Source organism: Dolosigranulum pigrum ATCC 51524 (assembly GCF_000245815.1).
Classification (GTDB): Bacteria; Bacillota; Bacilli; order Lactobacillales; family Carnobacteriaceae_A; genus Dolosigranulum; species Dolosigranulum pigrum.
In genome coordinates, this window is sequence record NZ_JH601103.1 from 803,793 (window position 1) to 827,387 (window position 23,595).

28 protein-coding genes are annotated in these 23,595 nt (G+C 39.2%); all 28 read left to right on the forward strand.

The features are described from left to right. Positions 1–184 precede the first annotated feature (184 nt). On the forward strand, positions 185–451 hold the full coding sequence (locus tag HMPREF9703_RS03655; protein WP_004635730.1) for a phosphocarrier protein HPr: 267 nt from the start codon (positions 185–187) through the stop codon (positions 449–451). Between the two features lie 3 nt (positions 452–454). Continuing rightward, positions 455–2,176: a phosphoenolpyruvate--protein phosphotransferase gene (gene ptsP, locus HMPREF9703_RS03660; protein WP_004635731.1), complete on the forward strand. Its 1,722-nt coding sequence runs from the start codon at positions 455–457 to the stop codon at positions 2,174–2,176. 167 nt (positions 2,177–2,343) lie between these two features. Next, on the forward strand, positions 2,344–2,583 hold the full coding sequence (locus HMPREF9703_RS03665; protein WP_004635732.1) for a YkuJ family protein: 240 nt from the start codon (positions 2,344–2,346) through the stop codon (positions 2,581–2,583). A 22-nt stretch (positions 2,584–2,605) separates the two neighbouring features. Then, positions 2,606–3,136, forward strand: coding sequence for a YqeG family HAD IIIA-type phosphatase (locus HMPREF9703_RS03670; protein WP_004635733.1), 531 nt, complete (start codon positions 2,606–2,608; stop codon positions 3,134–3,136). Further along, the gene (yqeH, locus tag HMPREF9703_RS03675) at positions 3,129–4,247 is read left to right on the forward strand and encodes a ribosome biogenesis GTPase YqeH (protein ID WP_004635734.1); all 1,119 of its coding nucleotides are present in this window, start codon (positions 3,129–3,131) and stop codon (positions 4,245–4,247) included. The genes HMPREF9703_RS03670 and yqeH overlap by 8 nt, the downstream gene beginning before the upstream one ends. 53 nt (positions 4,248–4,300) lie before the next feature. After that, positions 4,301–4,615, forward strand: coding sequence for a YhbY family RNA-binding protein (locus tag HMPREF9703_RS03680; RefSeq protein ID WP_004635735.1), 315 nt, complete (start codon positions 4,301–4,303; stop codon positions 4,613–4,615). Positions 4,616–4,630: 15 nt separating this feature from the next. After that, complete coding sequence (locus HMPREF9703_RS03685) at positions 4,631–5,269, forward strand: nicotinate-nucleotide adenylyltransferase (RefSeq protein WP_004635736.1); 639 nt, start codon at positions 4,631–4,633, stop codon at positions 5,267–5,269. Further along, the gene (yqeK, locus tag HMPREF9703_RS03690; RefSeq protein WP_004635737.1) at positions 5,256–5,861 is read left to right on the forward strand and encodes a bis(5'-nucleosyl)-tetraphosphatase (symmetrical) YqeK; all 606 of its coding nucleotides are present in this window, start codon (positions 5,256–5,258) and stop codon (positions 5,859–5,861) included. Before HMPREF9703_RS03685 ends, yqeK begins: the two co-directional genes overlap by 14 nt. Before the next feature lie 12 nt (positions 5,862–5,873). After that, positions 5,874–6,230: a ribosome silencing factor gene (rsfS, locus tag HMPREF9703_RS03695; RefSeq protein WP_004635738.1), complete on the forward strand. Its 357-nt coding sequence runs from the start codon at positions 5,874–5,876 to the stop codon at positions 6,228–6,230. A gap of 1 nt (position 6,231) precedes the next feature. Further along, positions 6,232–6,960 carry a class I SAM-dependent DNA methyltransferase gene (locus tag HMPREF9703_RS03700; RefSeq protein ID WP_004635739.1) on the forward strand — a complete coding sequence of 243 codons (729 nt, stop codon included), beginning with the start codon at positions 6,232–6,234 and terminating at the stop codon, positions 6,958–6,960. 1 nt (position 6,961) lies between these two features. Beyond that, on the forward strand, positions 6,962–8,134 hold the full coding sequence (locus tag HMPREF9703_RS03705) for a nucleotidyltransferase (RefSeq protein WP_004635740.1): 1,173 nt from the start codon (positions 6,962–6,964) through the stop codon (positions 8,132–8,134). A gap of 187 nt (positions 8,135–8,321) precedes the next feature. After that, the gene (locus HMPREF9703_RS03710) at positions 8,322–8,885 is read left to right on the forward strand and encodes a YceD family protein (protein WP_040376810.1); all 564 of its coding nucleotides are present in this window, start codon (positions 8,322–8,324) and stop codon (positions 8,883–8,885) included. 24 nt (positions 8,886–8,909) lie between these two features. After that, positions 8,910–9,089 carry a 50S ribosomal protein L32 gene (rpmF, locus tag HMPREF9703_RS08735; RefSeq protein WP_004635742.1) on the forward strand — a complete coding sequence of 60 codons (180 nt, stop codon included), beginning with the start codon at positions 8,910–8,912 and terminating at the stop codon, positions 9,087–9,089. Between the two features lie 88 nt (positions 9,090–9,177). Next, complete coding sequence (locus tag HMPREF9703_RS03715) at positions 9,178–9,555, forward strand: DUF3397 family protein (protein WP_004635743.1); 378 nt, start codon at positions 9,178–9,180, stop codon at positions 9,553–9,555. 260 nt (positions 9,556–9,815) lie between these two features. Continuing rightward, entirely contained in the window at positions 9,816–10,247 is a 432-nt protein-coding gene (mraZ, locus tag HMPREF9703_RS03720) for a division/cell wall cluster transcriptional repressor MraZ (protein ID WP_004635744.1), read from the forward strand. Between the two features lie 18 nt (positions 10,248–10,265). After that, the gene (gene rsmH / locus HMPREF9703_RS03725) at positions 10,266–11,222 is read left to right on the forward strand and encodes a 16S rRNA (cytosine(1402)-N(4))-methyltransferase RsmH (RefSeq protein WP_004635745.1); all 957 of its coding nucleotides are present in this window, start codon (positions 10,266–10,268) and stop codon (positions 11,220–11,222) included. 5 nt (positions 11,223–11,227) lie between these two features. Then, positions 11,228–11,620, forward strand: coding sequence for a cell division protein FtsL (gene ftsL / locus HMPREF9703_RS08580; protein ID WP_167535649.1), 393 nt, complete (start codon positions 11,228–11,230; stop codon positions 11,618–11,620). Positions 11,621–11,697: 77 nt separating this feature from the next. Continuing rightward, complete coding sequence (locus tag HMPREF9703_RS03735) at positions 11,698–13,866, forward strand: penicillin-binding transpeptidase domain-containing protein (protein ID WP_167535650.1); 2,169 nt, start codon at positions 11,698–11,700, stop codon at positions 13,864–13,866. A 45-nt stretch (positions 13,867–13,911) separates the two neighbouring features. After that, positions 13,912–14,880, forward strand: coding sequence for a phospho-N-acetylmuramoyl-pentapeptide-transferase (gene mraY / locus HMPREF9703_RS03740; RefSeq protein ID WP_004635748.1), 969 nt, complete (start codon positions 13,912–13,914; stop codon positions 14,878–14,880). Between the two features lie 93 nt (positions 14,881–14,973). Next, a complete protein-coding gene (gene murD / locus HMPREF9703_RS03745) occupies positions 14,974–16,362 on the forward strand; it encodes a UDP-N-acetylmuramoyl-L-alanine--D-glutamate ligase (RefSeq protein WP_004635749.1) in 1,389 nt (462 codons plus the stop codon). After that, a complete protein-coding gene (gene murG, locus HMPREF9703_RS03750) occupies positions 16,346–17,500 on the forward strand; it encodes an undecaprenyldiphospho-muramoylpentapeptide beta-N-acetylglucosaminyltransferase (protein WP_004635750.1) in 1,155 nt (384 codons plus the stop codon). The genes murD and murG overlap by 17 nt, the downstream gene beginning before the upstream one ends. Further along, positions 17,500–18,324 (forward strand): cell division protein FtsQ/DivIB, encoded by an 825-nt coding sequence (locus HMPREF9703_RS03755; protein ID WP_004635751.1) that lies wholly within the window; start codon positions 17,500–17,502, stop codon positions 18,322–18,324. Before murG ends, HMPREF9703_RS03755 begins: the two co-directional genes overlap by 1 nt. A gap of 161 nt (positions 18,325–18,485) precedes the next feature. After that, entirely contained in the window at positions 18,486–19,808 is a 1,323-nt protein-coding gene (gene ftsA / locus HMPREF9703_RS03760) for a cell division protein FtsA (protein ID WP_004635752.1), read from the forward strand. 37 nt (positions 19,809–19,845) lie between these two features. After that, positions 19,846–21,069, forward strand: a complete 1,224-nt coding sequence (gene ftsZ / locus HMPREF9703_RS03765; RefSeq protein ID WP_004635753.1) for a cell division protein FtsZ — start codon at positions 19,846–19,848, stop codon at positions 21,067–21,069. 23 nt (positions 21,070–21,092) lie between these two features. Further along, positions 21,093–21,572 carry a cell division protein SepF gene (locus HMPREF9703_RS08585; protein WP_004635754.1) on the forward strand — a complete coding sequence of 160 codons (480 nt, stop codon included), beginning with the start codon at positions 21,093–21,095 and terminating at the stop codon, positions 21,570–21,572. A gap of 15 nt (positions 21,573–21,587) precedes the next feature. Beyond that, complete coding sequence (locus HMPREF9703_RS03775) at positions 21,588–21,875, forward strand: YggT family protein (protein WP_004635755.1); 288 nt, start codon at positions 21,588–21,590, stop codon at positions 21,873–21,875. 4 nt (positions 21,876–21,879) lie between these two features. After that, complete coding sequence (locus tag HMPREF9703_RS03780) at positions 21,880–22,662, forward strand: YlmH family RNA-binding protein (protein ID WP_004635756.1); 783 nt, start codon at positions 21,880–21,882, stop codon at positions 22,660–22,662. Between the two features lie 79 nt (positions 22,663–22,741). After that, the gene (locus tag HMPREF9703_RS03785) at positions 22,742–23,404 is read left to right on the forward strand and encodes a DivIVA domain-containing protein (RefSeq protein ID WP_004635757.1); all 663 of its coding nucleotides are present in this window, start codon (positions 22,742–22,744) and stop codon (positions 23,402–23,404) included. The last annotated feature ends 191 nt before the right edge of the window (positions 23,405–23,595 follow it).

Below are 23,595 nucleotides of genomic sequence, written 5' to 3' on the forward strand. Positions count from 1 at the left end.
ACCTTTTCTGACTTTCAAGTCTTTTTACTTAAAAAATAAATTTTTTTGCAAAAAATAAGTGAATGAGTTGTTGTTTTAAGCAATATCTGGTAATCTTATAAGTGATGGAAGTTAGTGAGGAGTCGTATAAGCTGCTCACTTGTGTGCTTTCAAAATATCATTATATATAAAGGGGAAATTTTCAATGGAAAAAAGAGATTACAATATTGTTGCAGAAACAGGAATTCACGCACGTCCAGCTACGTTATTAGTACAAACAGCGAGCAAGTTCAGTGCAGAAACAACACTTGAGTACAAAGGTAAGAGTGTTAACTTGAAATCTATTATGGGTGTTATGTCACTTGGTGTTGGTCAAGGATCTGACGTAACAATTACTGTAGAAGGTGAAGACGAAAAAGAAGCAATCGAAGCGATTGACGAAACAATCAAAAAAGAAGGATTGGCAGAATAATTTATGACGAAGACATTAACTGGTATAGCTGCAAGCGATGGGTTCGCGCACGCACCAGCGTATAAATTAGTCGAACCTGACTTGACAGTTTCTAAAGAAAAAATTGACGATACGGATGCTGAAATTGAAAGCTTAAAAGATGCCTTCAGCAAGTCAAAAGAAGAACTTCAAGCAATTCGTAAGAAAGCAGAAGAAAGCTTAGGCGAAGAAGAAGCACAAGTTTTTGATGCGCATATTATGGTCTTAGATGATCCAGATTTATTCGATCAGACAAAGAGCGTTATTGAAGAAAATCAAATGAATGCTGAAGCTGCCTTCGAACAAGTGACCGATAATTTTATCCAAATGTTCGAAGCGATGGAAGATAATCCATATATGCAAGAGAGAGCAGCGGATATTAAAGATGTTCGTAAACGGGTTATTGCTCACTTGCTAAATGTCACTTTACCAAATCCGTCTACAATTGACAAAGAAGTTATTGTCATTGCTGAAGACTTAACACCAAGTGATACAGCTCAGTTGAACAAAGATTACGTAAAAGCCTTTGTAACTGACATTGGTGGCCGTACATCTCACTCAGCAATTATGGCGCGATCATTGGAGATCCCAGCTATTGTTGGAGCTGGTGTTGTGACGGAAGAAATTCAAGACGGCACTGATCTACTTGTCGATGGAACGACGGGAGAAGTTATTGTTGATCCGACTGACGAGCAAGTAGCTACTTTTGAAAAAGCAGCTGCCGAGTTTGAAGAGCTAAAAGCGCAGTGGGAAACGTTGAAAGACGAAGAAACTCGTACAAAAGACGGCAAACATGTTGAGTTAGCAGCAAACATCGGAACACCTAAAGATGTCCCAGGCGTCATCGAAAATGGTGGGGAAGGTGTTGGCTTGTACCGAACAGAATTCTTATACATGGATTCCAACGAGTTGCCAACAGAAGATGAGCAATACGAAGCGTACAAGAAAGTTCTAGAAGCAATGGATGGAAAACCTGTTGTGGTCCGTACAATGGATATTGGTGGGGACAAGGAATTACCTTACCTTGACTTACCGGATGAAATGAATCCGTTCTTAGGCTACCGAGCGATTCGAATCAGCCTAGAAGAGGACGAGATTTTCCGTACCCAACTTCGTGCATTACTACGCGCATCTACTCACGGAAAATTACGCATTATGTTCCCGATGATTGCAACCATTCAAGAGTTGCGTGATGCAAAAGCTATTTTGGAAGAAGAACGTCAGAAGCTTGTCGACCAAGATGTTGATGTAGCGGATGATTTCCAAGTAGGTATTATGATTGAAATTCCAGCGGCAGCCATAATTGCTGATCAACTAGCGAAGGAAGTTGACTTCTTCAGTATTGGAACAAATGATTTAATGCAATACACGATGGCAGCTGACCGTATGAACGAACGCGTATCATACTTATACCAACCTTATAACCCTTCATTGTTGCGTTTAATTGATTTTGTTATTAAAGCAGCACATAAAGAAGGTAAATGGGCTGGTATGTGTGGAGAAGTTGCTGGCGATCAACGTGCTGTACCACTATTGCTTGGTATGGGCTTAGATGAGTTCTCTATGAGTGCAACCAGTATCTTGAAGACTCGATCACTTCTTTCTAAGTTAGACTCTAAAGAAATGGAAGCTCTAGCTGAGAAAGCATTGAATGATTGTGGCACACAAGATGATGTGATTGCGCTCTTAGATGAGTACAACCTTTAATTAAGATAGATTAAAATAAGAGAGGGTCAGGTCATTACCTGGCTCTTTTTTGTGCAAATATTGTATCTTAAAAGGAAATTTTAGATTTAGGAATGATATTTATCCATTTATTTGTTACAATGGATAATGAAACGATGAAAGATGTTTTTTAAAAAAGGAGAATGAATATGAAAAAGTCTAAATTAGTACCTATTGTTAACCGCTTAGAAGCGATGATTCAAGATGAAACAGGAGAACGTCAAGTTAGACGGTTTGAAGTTAATGAACGCGAGCGTTGTTTAGTGACATATGATAATGCCCGGGATATGTTTGAGTTGGAAGATCGTACGAATGGTCAAGTGTATGAGTTTGATGATATTGATTTTGTGGCTATTGAGATCTTGGAGCTTATTCAACCAACTGAGTAAGTACTAGAAATTAGGAGAGACTATGCTAAGTATTTTTAAACCGACGTGGATGTTGGAATCAGCGTATCATCTACAACCCGACAATTTAAAAGCACGCGGATATAAGGCGATATTGACAGATTTGGACAATACGCTAATTGCTTGGGATGATAAGCATTTAACTGAACGTGCACTCGTGTGGATTGATGATTTGCAGTCTAGTGATATTCCGGTCATTGTCATCTCGAATAATACGAAAGGTCGGGTACATGTGGCTACACAACAACTTGATTCACCTGTGATTGCTTCAGCGAAGAAACCGTTTAAATTTGGGTTAAAACAGGCACTAAACCTAGTGGATGTACCAAAGTCGGAGATCCTCTTAGTTGGAGATCAAATGATTACAGATGTGATTGGAGCGAATCGGATGGGAATTGATGTGGCTTTGGTAAAACCACTTGTTGAATCTGATGCGTGGAATACCAAGTTGAACCGATATATCGAATCCAAAATTTTAAATTACTTAATGAAGAAAAACCCAGAAATGAAATGGAGTCAATCATTACATGAGTAAACATGATGAATTAATTTGTATTGGATGTGGTGCAACCATTCAATCTGACAATAAAGATAAGATGGGCTATGTGCCTGCATCTGCACTTGAAAATCGCAACGAAGATGATTTATATTGCAAGCGATGTTTTCGGTTGCGTCATTATAATGAAGTATCAGACGTTGAATTAACGAGCGATGATTTCTTGAATATGCTAAATAATATTAATGATCAACGGGCGCTAATTGTCAATATAGTTGATATTATCGATTTTAACGGTAGTGTGATTACCGGGATTGAACGTTTTGCGGGGAATAATCCCGTCATGATTGTGGGCAATAAGGTAGACTTATTGCCAAAATCACTGAAGCATAATCATATCCGACAGTGGCTAACAGAACGTGTTCATGAACTAGGGTTACGTCCAGTTGACATTTCTTTAATTAGTGCCGTGAAGCGTGATTCAGTTGGACAGTTATTGGATAAGATTGAAAAAATACGTGGGAACCGTGATGTTTATGTCGTTGGAACCACTAATGTAGGGAAGTCTACTCTAATCAATCAAATTGTAAAACTAGCTACCGACCAAAGAGACCTGATCACTACGTCATATATTCCGGGCACAACGCTTGGGAAGATTGAGATTCCGTTAGATGATGGACATGTACTAGTTGATACGCCAGGTATCTTCCAATCAGGACAAATGGCGCATGTTTTATCGCACAAAGAAATGAGTATCATTACACCGAAAAAAACGATCAAGCCAGTTACGTATCAGTTAAATGAAAAACAAACATTATTTTTGGGTGGAGTAGCTCGGTTTGATTATAAAGGTGGAGCCGGTCGTCAATCCTTCGTGGTTTATGCATCGAATGCCCTAGATATTCACCGAACGAAGCTAGAGAAGGCAGATGCGTTGTATCAGGCACAAAAAGGAAAAATGTTCACACCACCACTTCCAGAAAACGCTGAACATTTACCAGATATGAAGCAGTATCACTTTAAGTTAGACGGACCGTCTGATATTGTCTTCTCAGGGTTAGGTTGGGTGAAGGTTAATGCATCAAATGTTGATGTATCCGGACATGCCCCTAAAGGAGTCGACGTTTTTGTACGAAAACCTATGATCTAAACAGATTATGATCGCTACTAGCAAGGGATATAACAAAAGAAAGGACGAGATACATGGCTTTAAATAAACGACAAGTAAAATTTTTGAAGAAGAGAGCTCATACCATTGATCCAATCTTTCAAATCGGAAAAAATGGGATGACAGATACAATTCTAAGTGAACTAACCGATGCGATCGAAAAACGGGAATTAATTAAAGTGCAGCTACTGCAAAATACATTGGAAACAAATGCGGATGTGAAGACATATATTGAAGAGCATTCACCGATAAAAGTGATCCAATCAATCGGGAATGTACTCGTGCTCTACAAGTCTTCGTCGAATGAAAATAACCGTTTCATTTCAGATCAAGTACGCAATATACAATAAGGCTGGGAAGTCATCATGGGAATCACAACAGTAGAGACACAAACTAAAACAGTAGTGACGACGATGGAAAAACCACATAAGCGTGTGGGCATCTTTGGGGGAACATTTAATCCGCCGCATTATGCGCACTTAGTTATTGCCCAACACATTCAAGAGGAATTAGAGCTGGATCGTATACATTTTTTGCCTACAGCGGAGCCTAGTCATACGAACGGGAAAACGACCATTCCAGCTGATTATCGGGTGGATATGGTGGAACTTGCAATTGAAGATAATCCGAATTTTTGCTTAGACTTAACAGAGGTTTCGCGGGGAGGTAAGAGTTATACGGTTGAGACGATGCGTGCGCTGACAGAAGCTAATCCTGATGTAGAGTATTATTTCATCATCGGGCAAGATATGGTATTGGATTTGCCCACTTGGGATGGAATCGATGAGTTAATGGAATTGGTACAGTTCGTGGCAGCTAAGCGTCCCGGTTACGAAGGAGAAAGTCCATATCCGATTATTTGGGTGGATGTACCAGAATTAGCGCTAAGTTCGAGTCTGATCCGCCAACGAGTTAGTGAAGGGAAATCAATTCAATACTTGACCCCTCCACGTGTGATTGACTATATCAAAACAGAAGGGCTGTACATTCATGACAATAACTGATATAACGTATTCTAATGAATATACCTCTTTTTCGCGTCAACAGCTTGTAGCAAAAGTAAAGAGTCAGTTAAGTCAGCAACGGTTTGATCATGTCATCCGGGTAGAAAAAACGGCTCTTGAATTGGCTGAACGGTACCATGTTGACCCGCAAAAAGTAAGTATCGCTGCCTTGCTTCATGATTATGCCAAAGAGCTGAAACAAGAAACCATGCGCGATAAGGTCATTAGCGAGAATTTAAATTTGGAGATGCTAAATTTTGGTGGAGCTATTTGTCATGGGCCGGTTGGAGCTGTATTTGCACAAAAAGAATTTAATATTCAAGATCAGGATATTTTAAATGCTATCCGTCATCATACATGCGGTAGCCAACAAATGAGTGAACTTGAGAAGATTATCTTTATTGCAGATTATATTGAACCTGAGCGACAGGCGCCAACTGCTCCAGTCGCACGAGCTTACGCTAAGGAGTCATTGGATAAAGCGTTAGCCTATATTATTACCCAAGAAATTTTATACTTAATTGATCGAGGAATTGCTGTTTATCCAGCAACCATCGAAACATATAATGCCTATGCAGTAAAAAATAAATAAGGAGTGAAAGATATGAGCGATAAAATGACTGAATTACTAGAAATTATTGTAAAAGCAAGCGATGATAAGCGTTCTGTGGATATCGTGGCACTTGATATGAGTAATATTTCAATTGTGACAGATTATAATGTCATTACTCATGGAAATAGCGAGCGACAAATTGGAGCAATTGCCCAAGGGATAGCAGATGCTGGTCAAGAAGCAGGATATGAGCTGAAGCGTATTGAAGGAAAAGGAAGTAGTAACTGGGTGTTGATTGATTTCGGTGGTGTCGTAGCGCATGTTTTCTCACAAGATGAACGTGAGTTTTATCAGTTAGAAGATTTATGGGCAGAAGCGGCGACTGTCGATATTAGTGATTGGATCTAAGATGGTGTATGAACAGTTTGCTCAATTGTATGATGAGTTGATGGACACCTCTTTGTACGCTAAATGGACAACTTATGTGACCGATCATATGCCTGTTCCAGGCTCAATTCTAGAATTGGGCTGTGGATCGGGACAACTTGGTATACAACTGGCACAAAAAGGCTATAACGTTACAGGATTAGATGTATCAATTGATATGTTAACTTTGGCCCAACAACGGCAACAAGAAATGGGTATTCATTTTCCACTTATTCAGCGTGATATGACTGACTTATCAGGATTTGATCATTTTTCGGCAGTGATTTCGTTTAATGATTCATTCTGTTATTTGCGCCAGCCAGCTGATTTAAGAGCGGTGCTGAAGCAGAGTTATTATGCATTAAGAGCTGGTGGAGTGTTAATGTTCGATGTACATTCCGTTCAGAAGATAGAGTCTTTTGCGGATTATTCGTATCATGGTGAAGTGAATGGGCAGCTGTTAGTATGGGATAGTTATGCTGGAGAAGAACCGCTGTCTTGCGAACATGATATTCGTATTTTTTTGCAACGAGAAGACGGGTTGTATGAACGATATGATGAGTGTCATTATGAACGGACATATCCAATAGCGGTATATCAAGAATTACTTGCTGAAGCAGGATTTGTTGATGTTGAAGTTACAGGAGACTTTTTGCCATCTTTATTACCAGAGGCTGATCGTTGGTTTTTTAAAGCAGTGAAGAAGGGATAAGATGAAGAGTATCGGTGTCATAGCAGAATATAATCCCTTTCACAACGGACATGCTTATCAGTTAGCGCATATTCGACAACAGTTATCGGCAGATGTTATTGTCGTAGTGATGTCAGGGAATTTTTTGCAACGAGGAGAACCAGCTGCTTATGATAAGTGGACACGAGCTACTTGGGCCTTGCAGTCTGGCGCAGATCTGGTCATTGAGTTACCCGTTGCCTACAGTGTGCAGTCGGCTGATTATTTTGCCCAGGGTGGGATTCAAATTTTAGAGGCGCTTGGGGTAGCGGGGATTAATTTTGGGGTCGAATCGGGCTCAGCTGCGGAGTTTATAATGGCAGCTGATTGGTTTGTCAATCATGAGCAGGAGATTGAAGCGATCCTACAAGAGGAATATTGTGGTGAAAGTTATCCACAAAGACTAGCTGATGCAGTAAGAACACTTCATCCAACATTTCCCCTTGACATGACCCAGCCCAATAATACTTTAGGCTTCTCTTATTGTAAACAACTTATTAAACAAGCAAGTACTATGACGGTTACTACTCTTGAGCGCAAAGATGCTGGGTATCATCAGTCAACTCTTGATCCCCAAAAAGCAATCGCTAGTGCAACAGCGATTAGACAAGGATTAATAACTAATTCTAACCTAGTAGACCGCTTTCTACCACCGACTGTTGTGCAATCCATTAAGCAGCATCAATTAGCAACGTGGGCTTGCTGGTGGCCGATGTTACAATATCAAATAACCGTTTCTACTGAAGAACAACTGGCAGCAATCTATGAAATGCCGGCAGGACTTCCTCGGAAATTAAAATATGTTGCCGCTGAGTCGTCAAGCTTTATAGAGTTTGTTGAAGCGTTGTTAGAAAAACATACGACACGGGTAAAAATTCAGCGGTTATGTCTGTATATATTATTAGAACTGACCGATGATATGATTAAGGAAGTATTTTGTGACCCTATCCCACTACATATACTTGGCTTTACATCAGCAGGAAAAAATTTTCTTAATGAGCAAAAGCATCACGTGTCGAATCCATTGTTAGCTAATATCAATCAGCAAACAGCTAGTTATTGGGCGCAGGATATTAAAGCAGGAAATATTTACCGCTTAGGGCTGGGCTTGAACGTGCCTAAGCAAGATTTTACAAGACATCCTGTGATTTTGTAGTGGATAATACGAGGATGAGGCAGGATATTTTTAGATGATAAATTTTTGATCGAAAAATCTCGCGAATTATCTAGAAAGAGTTGACATAGTAGGGCATAAGGAGTATAATTGTTAGTGTTGCCTATGTCAGTAACTTATAGTGATTAAGTAGTAAGTGATAAATGATTTAGGCATAGAGGTGATAATGATGAAAATCAAATGGGCACTGAATGAATTGAGAGCAAAATTGCATGAAGCCATTAAGTTGGAAGGCGATTTGTCAGAGTTAATCTCCAGTATAAAAGATCGCTCAGATCGTATTTTAGATATAGCTGATATTCATATCAATGGATGGTTAATCGTTGATAGTGAAGATGAGTTTACGGTTGATGCGACCTTAACTGTAGAAATGACGCTACCGTCAACACGTTCACTTGAACCAGTTGATATCACTTATGAAGTGGCGCTCTCAGAAACCTATATCTCGCCAGGCGCTAATGTTGTCGGAGATAGTCAAGCAGAAGATATGTCGATCGAATTGGACCGAGATATCTTAGATCTTCAGAAGCCAATTGAAGATTCAATTCTTATTTCATTACCTACAAAAGTACTTACCCAAGACGAGAGAGAATCTCACATTTTCCCACAAGGAGATGATTGGCAAGTGCTAGAGGAAGGAAATGAGAAAGCAACATCATCAATGAATGAAGACTCTCCATTCTCTGCCTTGAGGGATTTATTCCCGGAAGCAGACGAGGGAGAACGAGAATAGATTAACTAAGGAGGTGTACCCACTATGGCAGTACCAAAGCGACGTACGTCAACAACACGTAAGAGAAAACGCCGTACGCACCTAGGATTGAAATTACCAAACATGAATGAATGCCGTAACTGTGGTGAAATGAAACGTAACCACCACGTATGCCCATCATGTGGACACTACGGTGGCGAACAAGTTATCGCAAAAAATGCATAATGATACATTTTAAAGCAGTCTTTGATGATGTTCAAAGGTTGCTTTTTTTGTTATAATAAATGTACAGTAGTTAGAGAGGTTGAGGAAGATGGGACACATTTTCTATTTGTTACTTTTAATATTATTGTTTCTGACTCCTTTTATTGTGCTGTACTATCATCGGTGGCTCAATAATTGGTTGAAAGTCTCTGGTTTAAAGTTGAAAACACCAGATTTAATTACAATTTTTTTGTTTTTCACTATTTACTTATTTAGTAGTATTGCATTTGGGACGAGTGGTTTTTTAATATTTATAGTTGTTATTGCTTTAAGTGCAATTGGATTGATCACTTATTATCTTAGAAATGAACAGATGATTGAATATGTAAGGTTTTTGCGCGTGTGGTGGCGATTAACTTTTTTAATCGGTATGGTATTCTACATTATTTGTGGAATAGCAGCCATTATAACGTTGAGTAGTCATTGATGGGATTGTGCTCCACCGATTTAAACTGATTCGTTGTTTAAAAACGAATGGCTGGATTTAAAAAAACATTAATTATCTGATAGATGAGGTCATTATTCGAAGGAATAGTGACTTTTTATTTGGGTTAAAACGAACAATAATGTATAGATGGTAAATGAAGTGTTTTTTGAAATTATTCTAAGAAATTAGAGGAGAGAGGTGGTAGATTGTGGTGGGTTGTGGTAGAATGGGTGTGTAGGAAGAATAGGAGGTGACAATGAATGTTGATGGGCGAGTATAAACATAATATTGACAGCAAAGGTCGATTAATTGTGCCCGCAAAGTTCAGAGATAATCTGGGCGACTCATTCATTGTTACACGGGGCTTGGACGGGTGTTTATTTGGTTATCCTCTGCAAGCTTGGCAAGAACTTGAGGAAAAATTAAAAAAACTACCATTAGCTAAAAAAGAAGCACGTCAATTTACCCGTTTTTTCTATTCAGGAGCTGTTGAGTGTACGTTGGACAAACAAGGGCGCATTAATTTGCCCCAGACATTAATGGAGCATGCAGCTCTCTTGAAAACCTGCTACATTATTGGCGTTTCAGAACGCATTGAAATATGGAGTCAAGAACGCTGGGATAGTGTAACGGATGAAGCAGAAGCCTCTTTTGAAGATTTGGCAGAAGATATGATAGATTTTGGATTTTAGAAGGAGTAAGTGACTAATATGGCAGATTTTGATCATACAACGGTCTTGTTGCACGAAGCTGTAGCGGGATTAGATATAAAACCAGAAGGCACCTATATCGATATGACGCTAGGTGGAGCAGGCCATACATCACTTATCTTGGATCAACTGAATGAACAGGGACGTTTGATTGCCTTCGATCAAGATCAGTGGGCGATTGACAACGCTCAAGAAGTGTTACGTGAATCGATAGCATCTGGACAATTAACATTGGTGAAGTCTAACTTTAGACACCTAAAACAAGTATTAAATGATTTAGAGATTAAAACAGTTGACGGTATTTTGTATGATTTGGGAGTTTCATCCCCACAGTTAGATGAAGCAATGCGGGGATTTAGTTACCATCAAGAAGCAAAGTTAGATATGCGGATGAACCGTGAGCAAGATTTAAGTGCTTATGAAGTAGTCAATGAGTGGAGTTATAATCGCTTAGTGGGTATTTTCTTTAAGTATGGTGAAGAAAAATTCTCAAAACAAATTGCACGAAAGATTGAAGCAACACGCAAAAATGGACCAATTGAAACAACTCAAGACTTAGTTGATATCATTAAAGAAGCTATTCCCGCTCCAGCAAGACGATCGGGTGGGCATCCAGCAAAGCGTATTTTTCAAGCAATTCGTATTGCTGTAAATGATGAATTGAATGCTTTAGAAGACTCCTTAAAGCAAGCCGTTACAGCCCTAGATGTGGGTGGTCGATTATCTGTGATTTCCTTTCACTCATTAGAAGATAAAATAGTGAAACATTTATTGCGAGAGTATTCGACAACTCCAGATTTACCACGAGGATTACCTATTATTCCTGATCACAAGCAACCGATATTAACTTTAATTAACACACGTCCGATTACACCCGGTACTGAAGAACTTGAGATGAATAATCGAGCAAGAAGTTCGCTCTTAAGAATTGCTGAAAAACAGCGTATGGAGGATTGATGATAGTGGCAACTAATTATAATGTAGACCGACAATATAATCATAATTACCGAGCAGAAACAACTGCAACGCCACGTCTGCACTCACAAGAGCAAGCAACAGCTAAGCCGCGACATACACTGGTACATAAAGGGATAACGAAAGCGGAAAAAATTGTTATTAGTATCTTCTCGGTAGCATTGATTGCGATGGTAGTATGGTACTTATCAAGCGCGGTATCAGTTGCTCAAGCTAACCGACAAGTACAAAATTTAACAGGGCGAATTGAAGTTATGACGACTGAAAATAATAATTTAGAACAAAATATCCAAGAATTATCACGTTATGATCGTGTATATAGTATTGGGGAACAATCAGGTTTAAACTATTCAGAAGATAATATAAGGAATGTCGAATAATGGTAAAATTTAAGAAGCATCATTCAAAAAACAATGCAAAGCGAAACAGAAAAATTTTTGGATGGCTTCTTTTTTCGTTGTCTGTATTTATAATGTTTTCATTTATGCTACGTTTTTCATTCATTATGCTGACTGGAACTATAGATGGAGTTGATTTGAATCAATTAGGGACATCTCTACACAGTATAGGACAAGTGATTGAAGCCAGACGAGGGACAATTTTTGATCGAAATGAACAGACAATTGCGACAGATGCACTATCATATAAGATGATTGCTGTGTTGACAGATGCTTGGTCGCCGATAGAGAAGCCGATCCATATTCAAGAACCTGAAGCAGTTGCTGATGTATTAGATGAGTATTTGACTATGAAGAAGTCAGATATTCTAGATAAACTAACCTCTTCAGCAGCGCAAGTTGAATTTGGAGCTGATGGAAGTAACTTATCCTATGATCAAAAAATTAAAATAGAAGAAAGTCTTGAAGCAGAAGGATTAACGGGGATAGAATTTCAAGAAAGTCAGTCTCGTCTTTATCCAAATGGGGTCTTTGCATCGCATATGGTAGGGTTAGCTCAATCAGATAGCGATGAAGATGCCTCGAACCATCATCTTGAAGGGGTGATGGGGTTAGAATACTATTTTGATGATTTATTAAGTGGTGAAGATGGTGTACAACACTATCAAAAGGATGGTGACGGTTATGCACTTCCGAATGAAAAAGAACAGCGAGAAGAAGCTATCGATGGCATGAATTTACATCTAACATTGGATCGTCGCTTGCAAGTATTCTTAGAAAATATATTAGATGATCAAGACAAACTATACCATCCGGCTAATATGACAGCCACTGTGATGGATGCGAAGACAGGTGAAATATTAGCTACTTCACAGCGGCCAACATTCAATCCCATGACGAAAGAGGGACTGGATGATACATGGCAAACCTACTTGACAGAATATGAGTATGAACCAGGATCTACCTTGAAAATATTTACTCTAGCTGCAGCAATCGAAGAAGGGGTCTTTAATCCGAATGAATTCTACCAATCGGGGCAATATCGTGTAGGTGATGGAGTGGTTAATGACTGGAATAGAGATTGGGGAACAATTAGTTATTTAGAAGGGCTGCATCGTTCCAGTAATGCCGCTTTTATCAAATTAGTAGAAAAAATGGGATATGACACTTGGAAAAGTTATCTTGACCAATTTGGTTTTGGTCAATTAACGGGCATCTCACTACCGAATGAACAGATGGGAAGTAATCCATTCAATTGGGAATTACAAAAAGCTAATACTGCCTTTGGACAAGGGATTACGGTTACGCTGATACAGATGTTACAAGCAATGACGGCGATTACGAATGACGGTGAAATGGTACAACCGACAATTGTATCGGGAATTTCTGATCAAGCAGGTAATCATCGTGAAGTGGAGGTGACCACAAAAGGAAAACCAATCTCAGCAGAAACCGCACATCAAGTGTTAGAATACTTAGCACAAGGGGTTGAGAGTGAGCAAGGGACAGCAATTGGGTATCATACAGAAGGGATACGAATTGCGACCAAAACAGGAACAGCACAATTTATTAATCCAGAGACAGGGGCATATTATATGACAGCTCCGAACTTTATTTATTCCTCTCTATCAGCATTCCCAAGCGATGATCCGAAATATGTTGTCTATATCACAGTACAACAGCCACAATTAATTGATAAAACAGGTGGGATGATTGTACAAGATATTTTCCATCGACTAAAAGATCGTCTTTTAATGAAGGAACAATCTTTAGATGAAGAGATTAGCACACAGCAGTCTGTTGAACAAACCGATATGCCCAATGTGGTGGGAGTAAGTGTTCAAGAAGCCCAGGAACTATTGGGGCAGCGGCGGGTGACCGTGATTGGTAGTGGGGAAGCGGTCACAGCACAATCACCTTTGGCTAATGCAACAACATATGATGGTGAGCGTGTATTCTTGTTAACAGAAGGGCCATTAACATTACCGGATCTAACAGGTTGGTCACGAAATGATTTATTACGGCTGGCAGAATTTATGGATATTAATTTTAAATTCGAGGGGGAAGGTTTTGTTAATGCCCAAAGCATTGAACCGGGACAAGTGATTGAACCCGGAACAACGGTGGATATTACTTTAAGTCAGCCTAATCGCATTGATACAGAGGCATCTCCAGATGAATTATGGGATGAGTCGACGTTTATGCAAGAAGATGTCTCGGTCCAATAAAATGTGTTGTAAAAAGTTGAAAGTTATTAACAGTGGAGGGTTATTATGAAGCAAATTGTCTATGTCTGGCCATTATTATTCAGTTTATTGAGTACGATTTTAATCATGCGACCATTAATTAAGTATTTTCGGAAAAAACAATTAGGACAGACGACTTTGGATGAAGGACCAAGTTGGCACCGCGAAAAATCTGGAACTCCAACAATGGGAGGAGTAGCTATTATTTTAGCAGCTACGTTAACCATTGTTTTGACAGCAATAATTGATGGTACGTTTGACCCACAATTATTCATGTTGTTATTCGTACTTGTGTTATTTGGTGGGATTGGCTTTGTTGATGATTATATTAAAGTCATTATGAAGCGAAATCTTGGTATTACAAGCAAACAAAAATTTATCGCCCAAGTTGTGGGTGGAATTATTTTTTATCTCTTGTTACGCCAAGCAGGAGTCCATTCTATGCTGTATATACCTTTTGTCGGAAGTGTGGATATTGGGTTCTTTTATGCGCTGTTTATTGTATTTTGGATGGCAGGATTTTCTAACGCAACTAATTTAACGGATGGAATTGACGGCTTATTATCAGCGACTAGCTTAATTGCTCTGGGTGCTTATGCTTATATTGCCATTGTTCAAGATCAAATTGGTGTCTTGTATTTTATTTTGGCATTGATGGGAGCAATTTTTGGATTCTTTCTCTTTAACAAAAAACCTGCGCATATATTTATGGGGGATGTTGGTTCACTGGCTATTGGTGCATCCTTCGCAGCGATTGCTATTTTGTTAAATCGAGAATGGTCATTGTTATTCATTGGAATCATTTATGTAGTAGAGACAGCCAGTGTGATGATTCAAGTTGCTTACTTTAAGCGGACAGGCAAGCGTATATTTAAGATGACACCAATTCACCATCATTTTGAGTTGGATGGGCGAAGTGAATGGCAAATTGTCGGATTGTTTTCATTAATTACGTTGATAGTTTCTATCGCGACGGTTTGGTTAACTGTGATATAATATGAAGAGAGTAAAGCTGGAGTGTATGCTCCAGCTTTTTAATACCAATAGTCTAAAGTATACAGCGATTTACTAGATTGAGAGGGAGATATTTTGAAAAGAATAGATCAATTTAAGGATAAGAAAATATTAGTGTTAGGTTTAGCTAAGAGTGGTTTAAATGTAGCGAAATTGTTACACGAATTAGGTGCCTTGTTGACCGTAAATGATTATAAGCCGTTTGACGAGAATCCAGAAGCGAGAGAATTACTGAACTTAGGGATTAAGGTAATTACGGGAGAGCATCCCACTGATTTGTTGGAAGAACAGTTCGAATTAGTTGTTAAAAACCCCGGAATCCCTTATTCTAATCCGGTCGTTCAAGCTGCGCTAAGACGTCATATTCCGATTGTTACAGAAGTAGAGGTGGCAAGTTTAGTCGCTGAGTCGCGGATGATTGCTATCACTGGAACGAATGGTAAGACGACAACGACAGCTCTGACAACGGCTATATTGAACGAAAACCGAACAGAAGGACAAGCATATGCGGTAGGAAATATTGGCGTACCTATTAGTCAAGTTGTCCGTGAGGCGGGATCGGTTGATGATTTAGTAACGGAAATGTCAAGTTTTCAACTGTTAGCAACTCCTTCGCTTCGCCCTACGATTGCAGCTATTACGAATCTATATTCAGCGCACTTAGATTACCACGGTTCCCGTGAAGAGTATGTGGGAGCAAAGTTAAATATTACAGCTAATCAGACCAATGATGATTATTTAATTTATAACAGTGATCAGGACGAGTTAACACAATTAATCAAAGAAAAATCACAAGCTCAATTAATCCCTTTCTCTATTGAACGTGCTGAAGTTAATGGTTGTTATAGTGATGGGCAATATATTTATTTTAAAGAGGAAGTTGTGGCAGCGGTCTCCGATGTGGCATTATCTGGCCGTCATAATTTGCAAAATGTGTTAGTTGCTGTTGGGATTGCTAAGCTAAGTGGTGTCAGTAATGAAGCTATTCAGGTGGTTTTGCGACAATTTTCTGGAGTGGCGCATCGTAGTCAATATGTGGCAACTATTGATGGGCGTCAATTTATCAATGATTCAAAAGCGACGAATGCGTTAGCGACAAGTAAAGCATTGGCGGGCTTTGACCAACCTATTATTTTGCTTGCGGGTGGGCTTGATCGAGGAGAATCATTTGATGATCTGATTCCGTACTTAAAGCAAGTTAAGGCAGTTATATCCTTTGGCGAGACCGGTGAGCGGTTGCAATCATTTGCCAAAGAACAAGGTGTCCCCTCTGCAAAAAAAGTAGATACATTAACGCAAGCTGTAGATGTGGGTTATGCTGAGAGTGCCCCGGGTGATGTGATTCTTTTATCACCGGCTTGTGCAAGTTGGGATCAATATCCAAACTTTGAAAAACGAGGCGATGAATTTATTGAGTTAGTGACAAATCTACAGCGAAAGGATGATAATGATGAGCAAGCGTAAATTACGTGTGCTACTAACGGGTGGCGGAACAGGCGGCCATATTTATCCAGCATTAGCAGTTGCTGATCGTCTGAAAATGCTTCGGCCAGAGGTGGAGTTTCTTTACGTTGGGACAGAGCGAGGTTTAGAGAGTCATGTTGTTCCGGCAAAAGGCTATTCATTCGAGGCCATTCATATTGAAGGATTTAGTCGTAAGATAAGCCTTGAAGGGTTGAAGTACAACCTAAAAACAATGAAATTATTTTTTACCAGTCTGAAACGTGCTCAAAAAATTTTGCGAGATTTTCAGCCAGATGTTGTGGTAGGTACAGGAGGTTACGTTAGTGCACCGGTCATTTATAAGGCCAGTCGGATGAATATACCGACTGTGATCCATGAACAAAATAGTGTTGTCGGGATAACCAATAAGTTTTTGGCGCGATTTGTAGATAAGATTGCTATCTGCTTTGAAGAAGCGCAGGATCAATTTGGAAAATATACAGAAAAAGTCGTGTTAACCGGTAATCCTCGGGCGCAAGAAGTGGTGAAAGATATCCAACCGGGTGAACTAGAACGTCTGGGCTTGACAGCTGATCAACCAACCGTACTTATTTTTGGTGGATCACGTGGAGCAAGTGCTATTAATCAAGCATTCATCGATGCATATGAGCAATTTGCAGAAAAAGATTATCAAGTCTTATTCGTCTCAGGAGCTGTTCATTACGATAATATTCAAAAACAAGTAAACACGATGATTAAAGACAACCATAATATCCACGTTTTTCCGTATATTGAGAACATGCCGGAAGTATTTACTGAAATTAAGTTAGTTGTTGGGAGAAGTGGTGCGACGTCATTAGCCGAGATTACAGCATTAGGTTTGCCAAGTATCTTGATTCCTAGTCCGAATGTAACAGCTGATCACCAGACAAAAAATGCAATGAGTCTGGTTCAAAATAAGGCGGCTAAATTAATTCCTGAGCCAGAATTAACCGGTTCAGTATTGGTGGGTGCGATTGATCAATTAATGTCTAATGAGGCTTTACGAATTGAAATGGCACAACATTCAAAGTCGTTAGGTCGGCCTGAAGCGGCAGATCATTTAATTGAAGTAATGCTATCCTTAATTAAGCAACAGTTAAGTGAAGGTGAGGCCTAATGAAAATAAATAAGACCAATACCTATCGTGCAATTATATTATATAGTATTTTTGGCTTGATTCTAGTTGGGGCAATTTATTTGCTTTCACCACTTAATAGAATTGCAAGTATTAATATTTCGGGGAATCACTATGCTGCAGAGGAGACGATTGTAGAGCAGTCGACCTTAAACATTGGTGACGAATTATGGACTAATTTACTAAGAAAAGATAACATTACCAATCGTATTGTCAACGGCAGTCCGGAAATAAAATCAGCTGATATGTCATTGCGCTATCCAAATCATATTGAATTAACCATTAAAGAATACGAAATTGTTGCTAATTTGAAAACAGCAGGAGAAGAGCAATATCTTGCGGCGTTAAGTAATGGGGAATTATTTCATAGTGAAAAAGCACCGTACGTAGACAAGCCTGTGTTAGTTGATTTTGAAACAGGGGAGTTGCTAACTGATTTAATTGCTGAGTTAGCAGATGTTAATGTCGAAGTATTACAATTAATGTCAGATATTAAGTTGCTTGATTCAGAGCGGAATCCGCAATTAATTAGTATTTCTATGAATGATGGGAATCAGGTATTGGCCAGTATATCCAGTGTTTCAGAAAGAATTAATTTATATCCAAGTTTAGTAGCTGAAGTAGATGGCCAAACAGGTGTCTTTGATTTAGAGGCTGGTGCATACTTCATTCTTGGCGCAACAATTGAAAGTCTCGATTATGAACAAGAGCGATCAGTCGATGAATCACTTGAAGTAGGCGAAGACTCCAATCCTTCTGAAGAACCAGTAGAATCTAATGAACCCGAAAATGTTACCGAATCGTAATAGTTAGCTCTTTTTATCTTGAAACTTTTAAGATATAATGAAAGTAGTGTCTTTTATGCAAAAAAATAGAAGAACATTAAACAAAATTAAATGTTTATGGTAAAATATAGGGGATAGATAGAAAAATAAATATCTATAGGATATAGGAGGTTTCAATTACGATGAAAAATGGGGTTTATACAAGCCTAGACATTGGAACCACTTCAATCAAAGTGATTGTCAGTGAAATAAATAATGGGCAGTTAAATGTTATTGGAGTCGGCAGTGCAGAATCAAACGGACTCAAGCGGGGAATGATTGTTGATATTGACCAAACTGTTCGCGCGATTAAAAGTGCAGTTAAGCAAGCATCCGATAAATCAGGAATTGCTATTGAGCACTTAGTTGTCGGAGTACCTGCTTCAAATGTCGTTATCGAACCGTGTCATGGCGTTATCTCAGTCAAGGAACATTCAAAAGAAATCAGCTCAAATGATGTGATTCAAGTATTAGAACAATCAATAGCTAATATTATTCCGGCTGAGCGAGACTTACTATCAGTGATGTTAGAAGAATTTATTGTTGATGGATTTGATGAAATTAACGATCCAAGAGGAATGGTAGGACAGCGCCTAGAACTATATGGTACAGCCATATCAGTTCCGAAGACAATTCTTCATAATATTAAGAAATGTGTGGAACAAGCAGGTTTTGTCGTGCAAAATTTAATCTTGCAACCACAAGCAATGGCGCAAGTAGCCTTAAGTGATGATGAGCGAAATTTTGGAGCTGTACAAATTGATATGGGTGGAGGACAGACCACTGTATCAGCCGTACACGATCACCAACTGAAGTATTCAACTGTTATCCAAGAAGGTGGCGAATATGTATCAAAAGATATTTCTATCGTTTTGAATACATCGCAACGTAACGCTGAGAACTTAAAACGTGAAGTAGGCTTTATTGGTCAAACGTCAGATAATACGGTTCACGTAGATGTTGTTGGAAAGAATGATCCAGAACTTGTAGAAGAATCATATATTGGTGAAATTATTGAAGCACGATTAGTTCAGATTTTTGAGAAAGCTAAAGCAGAACTTGATAAGATTAGTGCGCTAGACTTGCCAGGTGGTGTTATTATTTCTGGAGGAGCTGCTTCAACACCAGGGATTAAACAATTAGCAAAAGATATATTTGGTGTACGAACGACTGTATATATCCCTGATTATATGGGGATTCGTTCAGCACAGTACACTGTAGCAGTTGGATTGACACGTTATGAGGCAAGTTTAACAGATGTACAACGTGTTGTTGATGTAGCTTTATTGAAGAAAATGGGCGTTTATGTGCCAACTCCTTCACAGGTGGCGCAACCAAAAGTTTCTACTCAAACAACAAAATCACCCGAACATTCAACATCTACACAACAAGTGGAGTCATTCAATCGTGAAGAGGGCACTTTTGGAGATAAAGTAAAAAATCTCTTCTCGTCGTTCTTTGAATAGTCATTAATGAGCATAATTTTTCAGGAGGAATCAGATAATGGACTTAGGTTTAGACAATAACGTATCAAATGGAGCAAAAATTAAAGTAATTGGTGTCGGTGGGGCCGGCGGGAATGCCGTTAACCGTATGATTGAAGATGGTGTCGAAGGTGTTGAATTTATCGTAGCGAACACCGATATTCAAGCCTTAGACTTGAACCGTGCTGAGACAAAAATTCAACTCGGATCTAAATTAACTCGTGGATTAGGAGCTGGAGCTAATCCAGAAGTAGGCCGTAAATCAGCTGAAGAAAGTGAAGAACAAATTGCTAAAGCGCTCGAAGGAGCAGATATGGTCTTCGTTACAGCTGGTATGGGTGGTGGAACCGGAACGGGAGCAGCAGGTATTATTGCTGGAATCGCCCAAGAACAAGGTGCACTAACAGTCGGTGTGATTACCCGTCCGTTTACTTTCGAGGGACCAAAGCGTGGACGTTTTGCGGCAGAAGGTATTGCCCAGATGAAAGAGAATGTTGACACATTGGTAACCATTTCGAACAACCGCTTGCTTGAAATTGTTGATAAGAAGACACCAATGATGGAAGCTTTCCGTGAAGCAGATAACGTGTTGCGTCAAGGGGTACAAGGAATTTCAGATTTAATTACGAACCCAGGTTACGTTAACTTGGACTTCGCTGATGTGAAAACTGTTATGGAGAACCAAGGATCTGCCTTAATGGGAATTGGTTCAGCATCTGGAGAGAACCGTACGTCTGAGGCAACGAAAAAAGCAATTAGCTCACCATTATTAGAAGTATCATTGAACGGAGCAGAGAATGTTTTATTAAACATTACTGGAAGCGAAGACTTAACTTTATTCGAAGCACAAGATGCATCAGATATTGTGTCCGCAGCTGCAAGTGGTGATGTGAATATTATCTTCGGTACATCCATTAATGAAAGTTTAGGCGATGATGTTGTTGTTACTGTTATTGCAACAGGAATTAACGGCAAAGACATGGGTGATAAATCGGCTAGCCAATCGAACTCTAGTACAACAAATCGTCCAAGCCCAACGCAGCGTCGTCAATCGACTGCAAGTTGGCGCTCATCAAGTTCAGATGAACAACCCCAACCTGAACAACCAAGACGTGAAGTTGACCGCTCAGAAAATTTATTTAGATCTTCACAAGAAACTCGTCAAGAGACTAACCACCAGGCGAACTCGAATGATGATGAATTAGATACACCACCATTTTTCAGACGTCGCCGTAAGAATTAATAAGGTAGAAGGAGTTAGAGGCGATGAGTTTAGCAGATAAACTAAAAAGCTTTCTGGCTATGACTGACGCTGACGAAGAGACGTATTATGAGGAGGAGTCACGAGAAGACGTGGCTCCTTCGTTCTTCTCAAGAAATCAGTCAACAACAGAGAGTTCAGAGATAGATAATCGAGAGTCAAAGAATGGAGAATTTAATTTGGCAGGAGAAGATAAGCACTCAGGGCGATTTAAGACCCGCATTCGAATTATGGAACCACGCTTGTACTCAGAAGTGAGAGATATTGCGGACGTTATTTTGGCAGATGAGTCGGTTGTATTGAATTTTCGTCGGATGGATAAAGATCAAGCGAAAAAAGTGATTGACTTTTTGATGGGAATTACGTATGCGGTACGTGGAGATATTCAACGAATTGGTGATGATATCTTCTTATGTACACCGGATGGCATCGAGATCGAAGGTAGCGAACTGCAAGCTTTAAAAAATAGTGACTTAGCTGATTAAGAAAGGGGGCATTAGATGATTGCGTTACTTCATTACTTGCGTGTGTTTCTGATTTATGGGATTCAGATTTATCGTTATGTATTATTGGCGTACTTTTTATTATCTTGGCTTCCTGGAGGCTATCAATCATCACTTGGCCAGTTCTTAATTCGCATATGTGAACCATTTGTTGGATTGTTTCGGCCGTACATTCCTAATATTGGAATGGTTAGTCTCGCTGGAATGGTTGCCTTCATTTCATTGAGATTTGTTGAGATTGGTATTGATGGTATCTTCAGAACATTAATCCAACTTATTAGGTGATCGAATGAATCATTTATATCAACATTTTCGAAAAGAAGAGCAGTCATTTGTTGATCAAGTAACGGATTGGCTAAATCAAGTTGATTATCAATACACTCCTTACTTGACTTCATTTTTGAATCCACGTGAACAGTTTATAGTTGAGGCTATTGTGGGGCAGTCAGATGCTATATCCGTCTCCTTCTTCGGTGGGACTACCGGTACTGAGCGTCAGCGAGCACTCATAAAACCGTCATATATTGAAGACGTCAAAGGTCATTACGATATTGCTCTGTGTGAAATTTCATATCCTGAAAAATTTAGCCAGTTGAGTCACCGCGATATTTTAGGCGCAATTTTAGGAACAGGAATTGATCGAAAAAAACTAGGTGATATCATACAAGATGATGGACGGTGGCAACTTTTTGTAGATGCATCACTCGTTTCATTTTTGACTTTACACGTTACAACAGTAGGGCGCACCACAGTGTCATTAATTGAAAAACCATTAAAAGAAGCTGTTCCTATTAACGAGCATTGGCAAAAAAAGAATATTGTCATTAGTTCACGGCGTTTGGATGTCTTCATAGCTGGCGGATTACGGATTTCTCGTGATCAAGCCAAACAATTGATTGCTAGCAGTAAGGTTAAATTAAATTGGACATCAACTGAGAATGTTAGCGAAGATGTAAATGAGAAAGATATTATCTCCGTGAGAGGATTTGGGAGATTGACGCTCTTGAGTATCGATTACCGTACACGGAAAGATAAGTTAGCTGTTGAGATAGGGACATTACTTCAAAAATAGTCAATTAATCAAAATTTCTTGCCATTTTATCATTTTTTGGATATACTTATAGGCAATTAGTGTAGGAGGTATCATACACATGAAATCCAACGATATCTTAAACCGCTCATTTAGTGTTAAATTGAGAGGTTTCGACAAAGAAGAAGTTAGAGCTTTCTTAAGTAAGGTCGCTGATGAGGTTTATGAACTTCAGCAAGAAAAAAAAGAATTAGAGCGTAAGCTTGAATTAGCTAGCGATGAGATCTCTGATTATGAGGACAAACAAGATGCACTGAATCGTTCCATTGTTGTGGCACAAGATGCAGCTGATCGCTTGAAAGAAGAAGCACACAATGAAGCAAATCATTTAATCGCACAAGCAGAAGCGGATGCTAGAGCGTTAGAGCAGGCAGCTGAAGAGAAGGTTCGTACGATGATGCAAGAGGCGATTGCTAAAGTACATCGTATTCAAGATGAAACAGAAGCACTCAGACAACAAAGTGTACAGTTTAATATTGAACTCAATAAGATGTTGGAAGCTTACCAAACTGTTATAGGCGATGATAAGTGGAAGAATTTATTATCGATTGAGACAATCAATCAGATTGAATTGCAAGATACGATAGAAGCCGTGCGAAGACTCGCTAGTGAAGACGAACAGATTGAGATAAGTGAAGAAGCCGAACATGAGCAAACAAATAATGAGGAATTAGGCAATCGTGAAGCAGTTGAACTGCCTAATTTCGATGAAGATAATGGATAACTATAAAATATATAGTCGGAACACATCATTTTTAATGTAGCTTACATGACAGAGAGTTGACAGTTGGTGAGAAGTCAGCCTTAAGCAAGTTAGAATAGATATCATCCGCCTCATTTGACGATGAATGAAGTAATCGTCAACGTGTCTCAGCGTTAATGAGTGGAGGAAATAGTCATGAATCATTTTCAGTG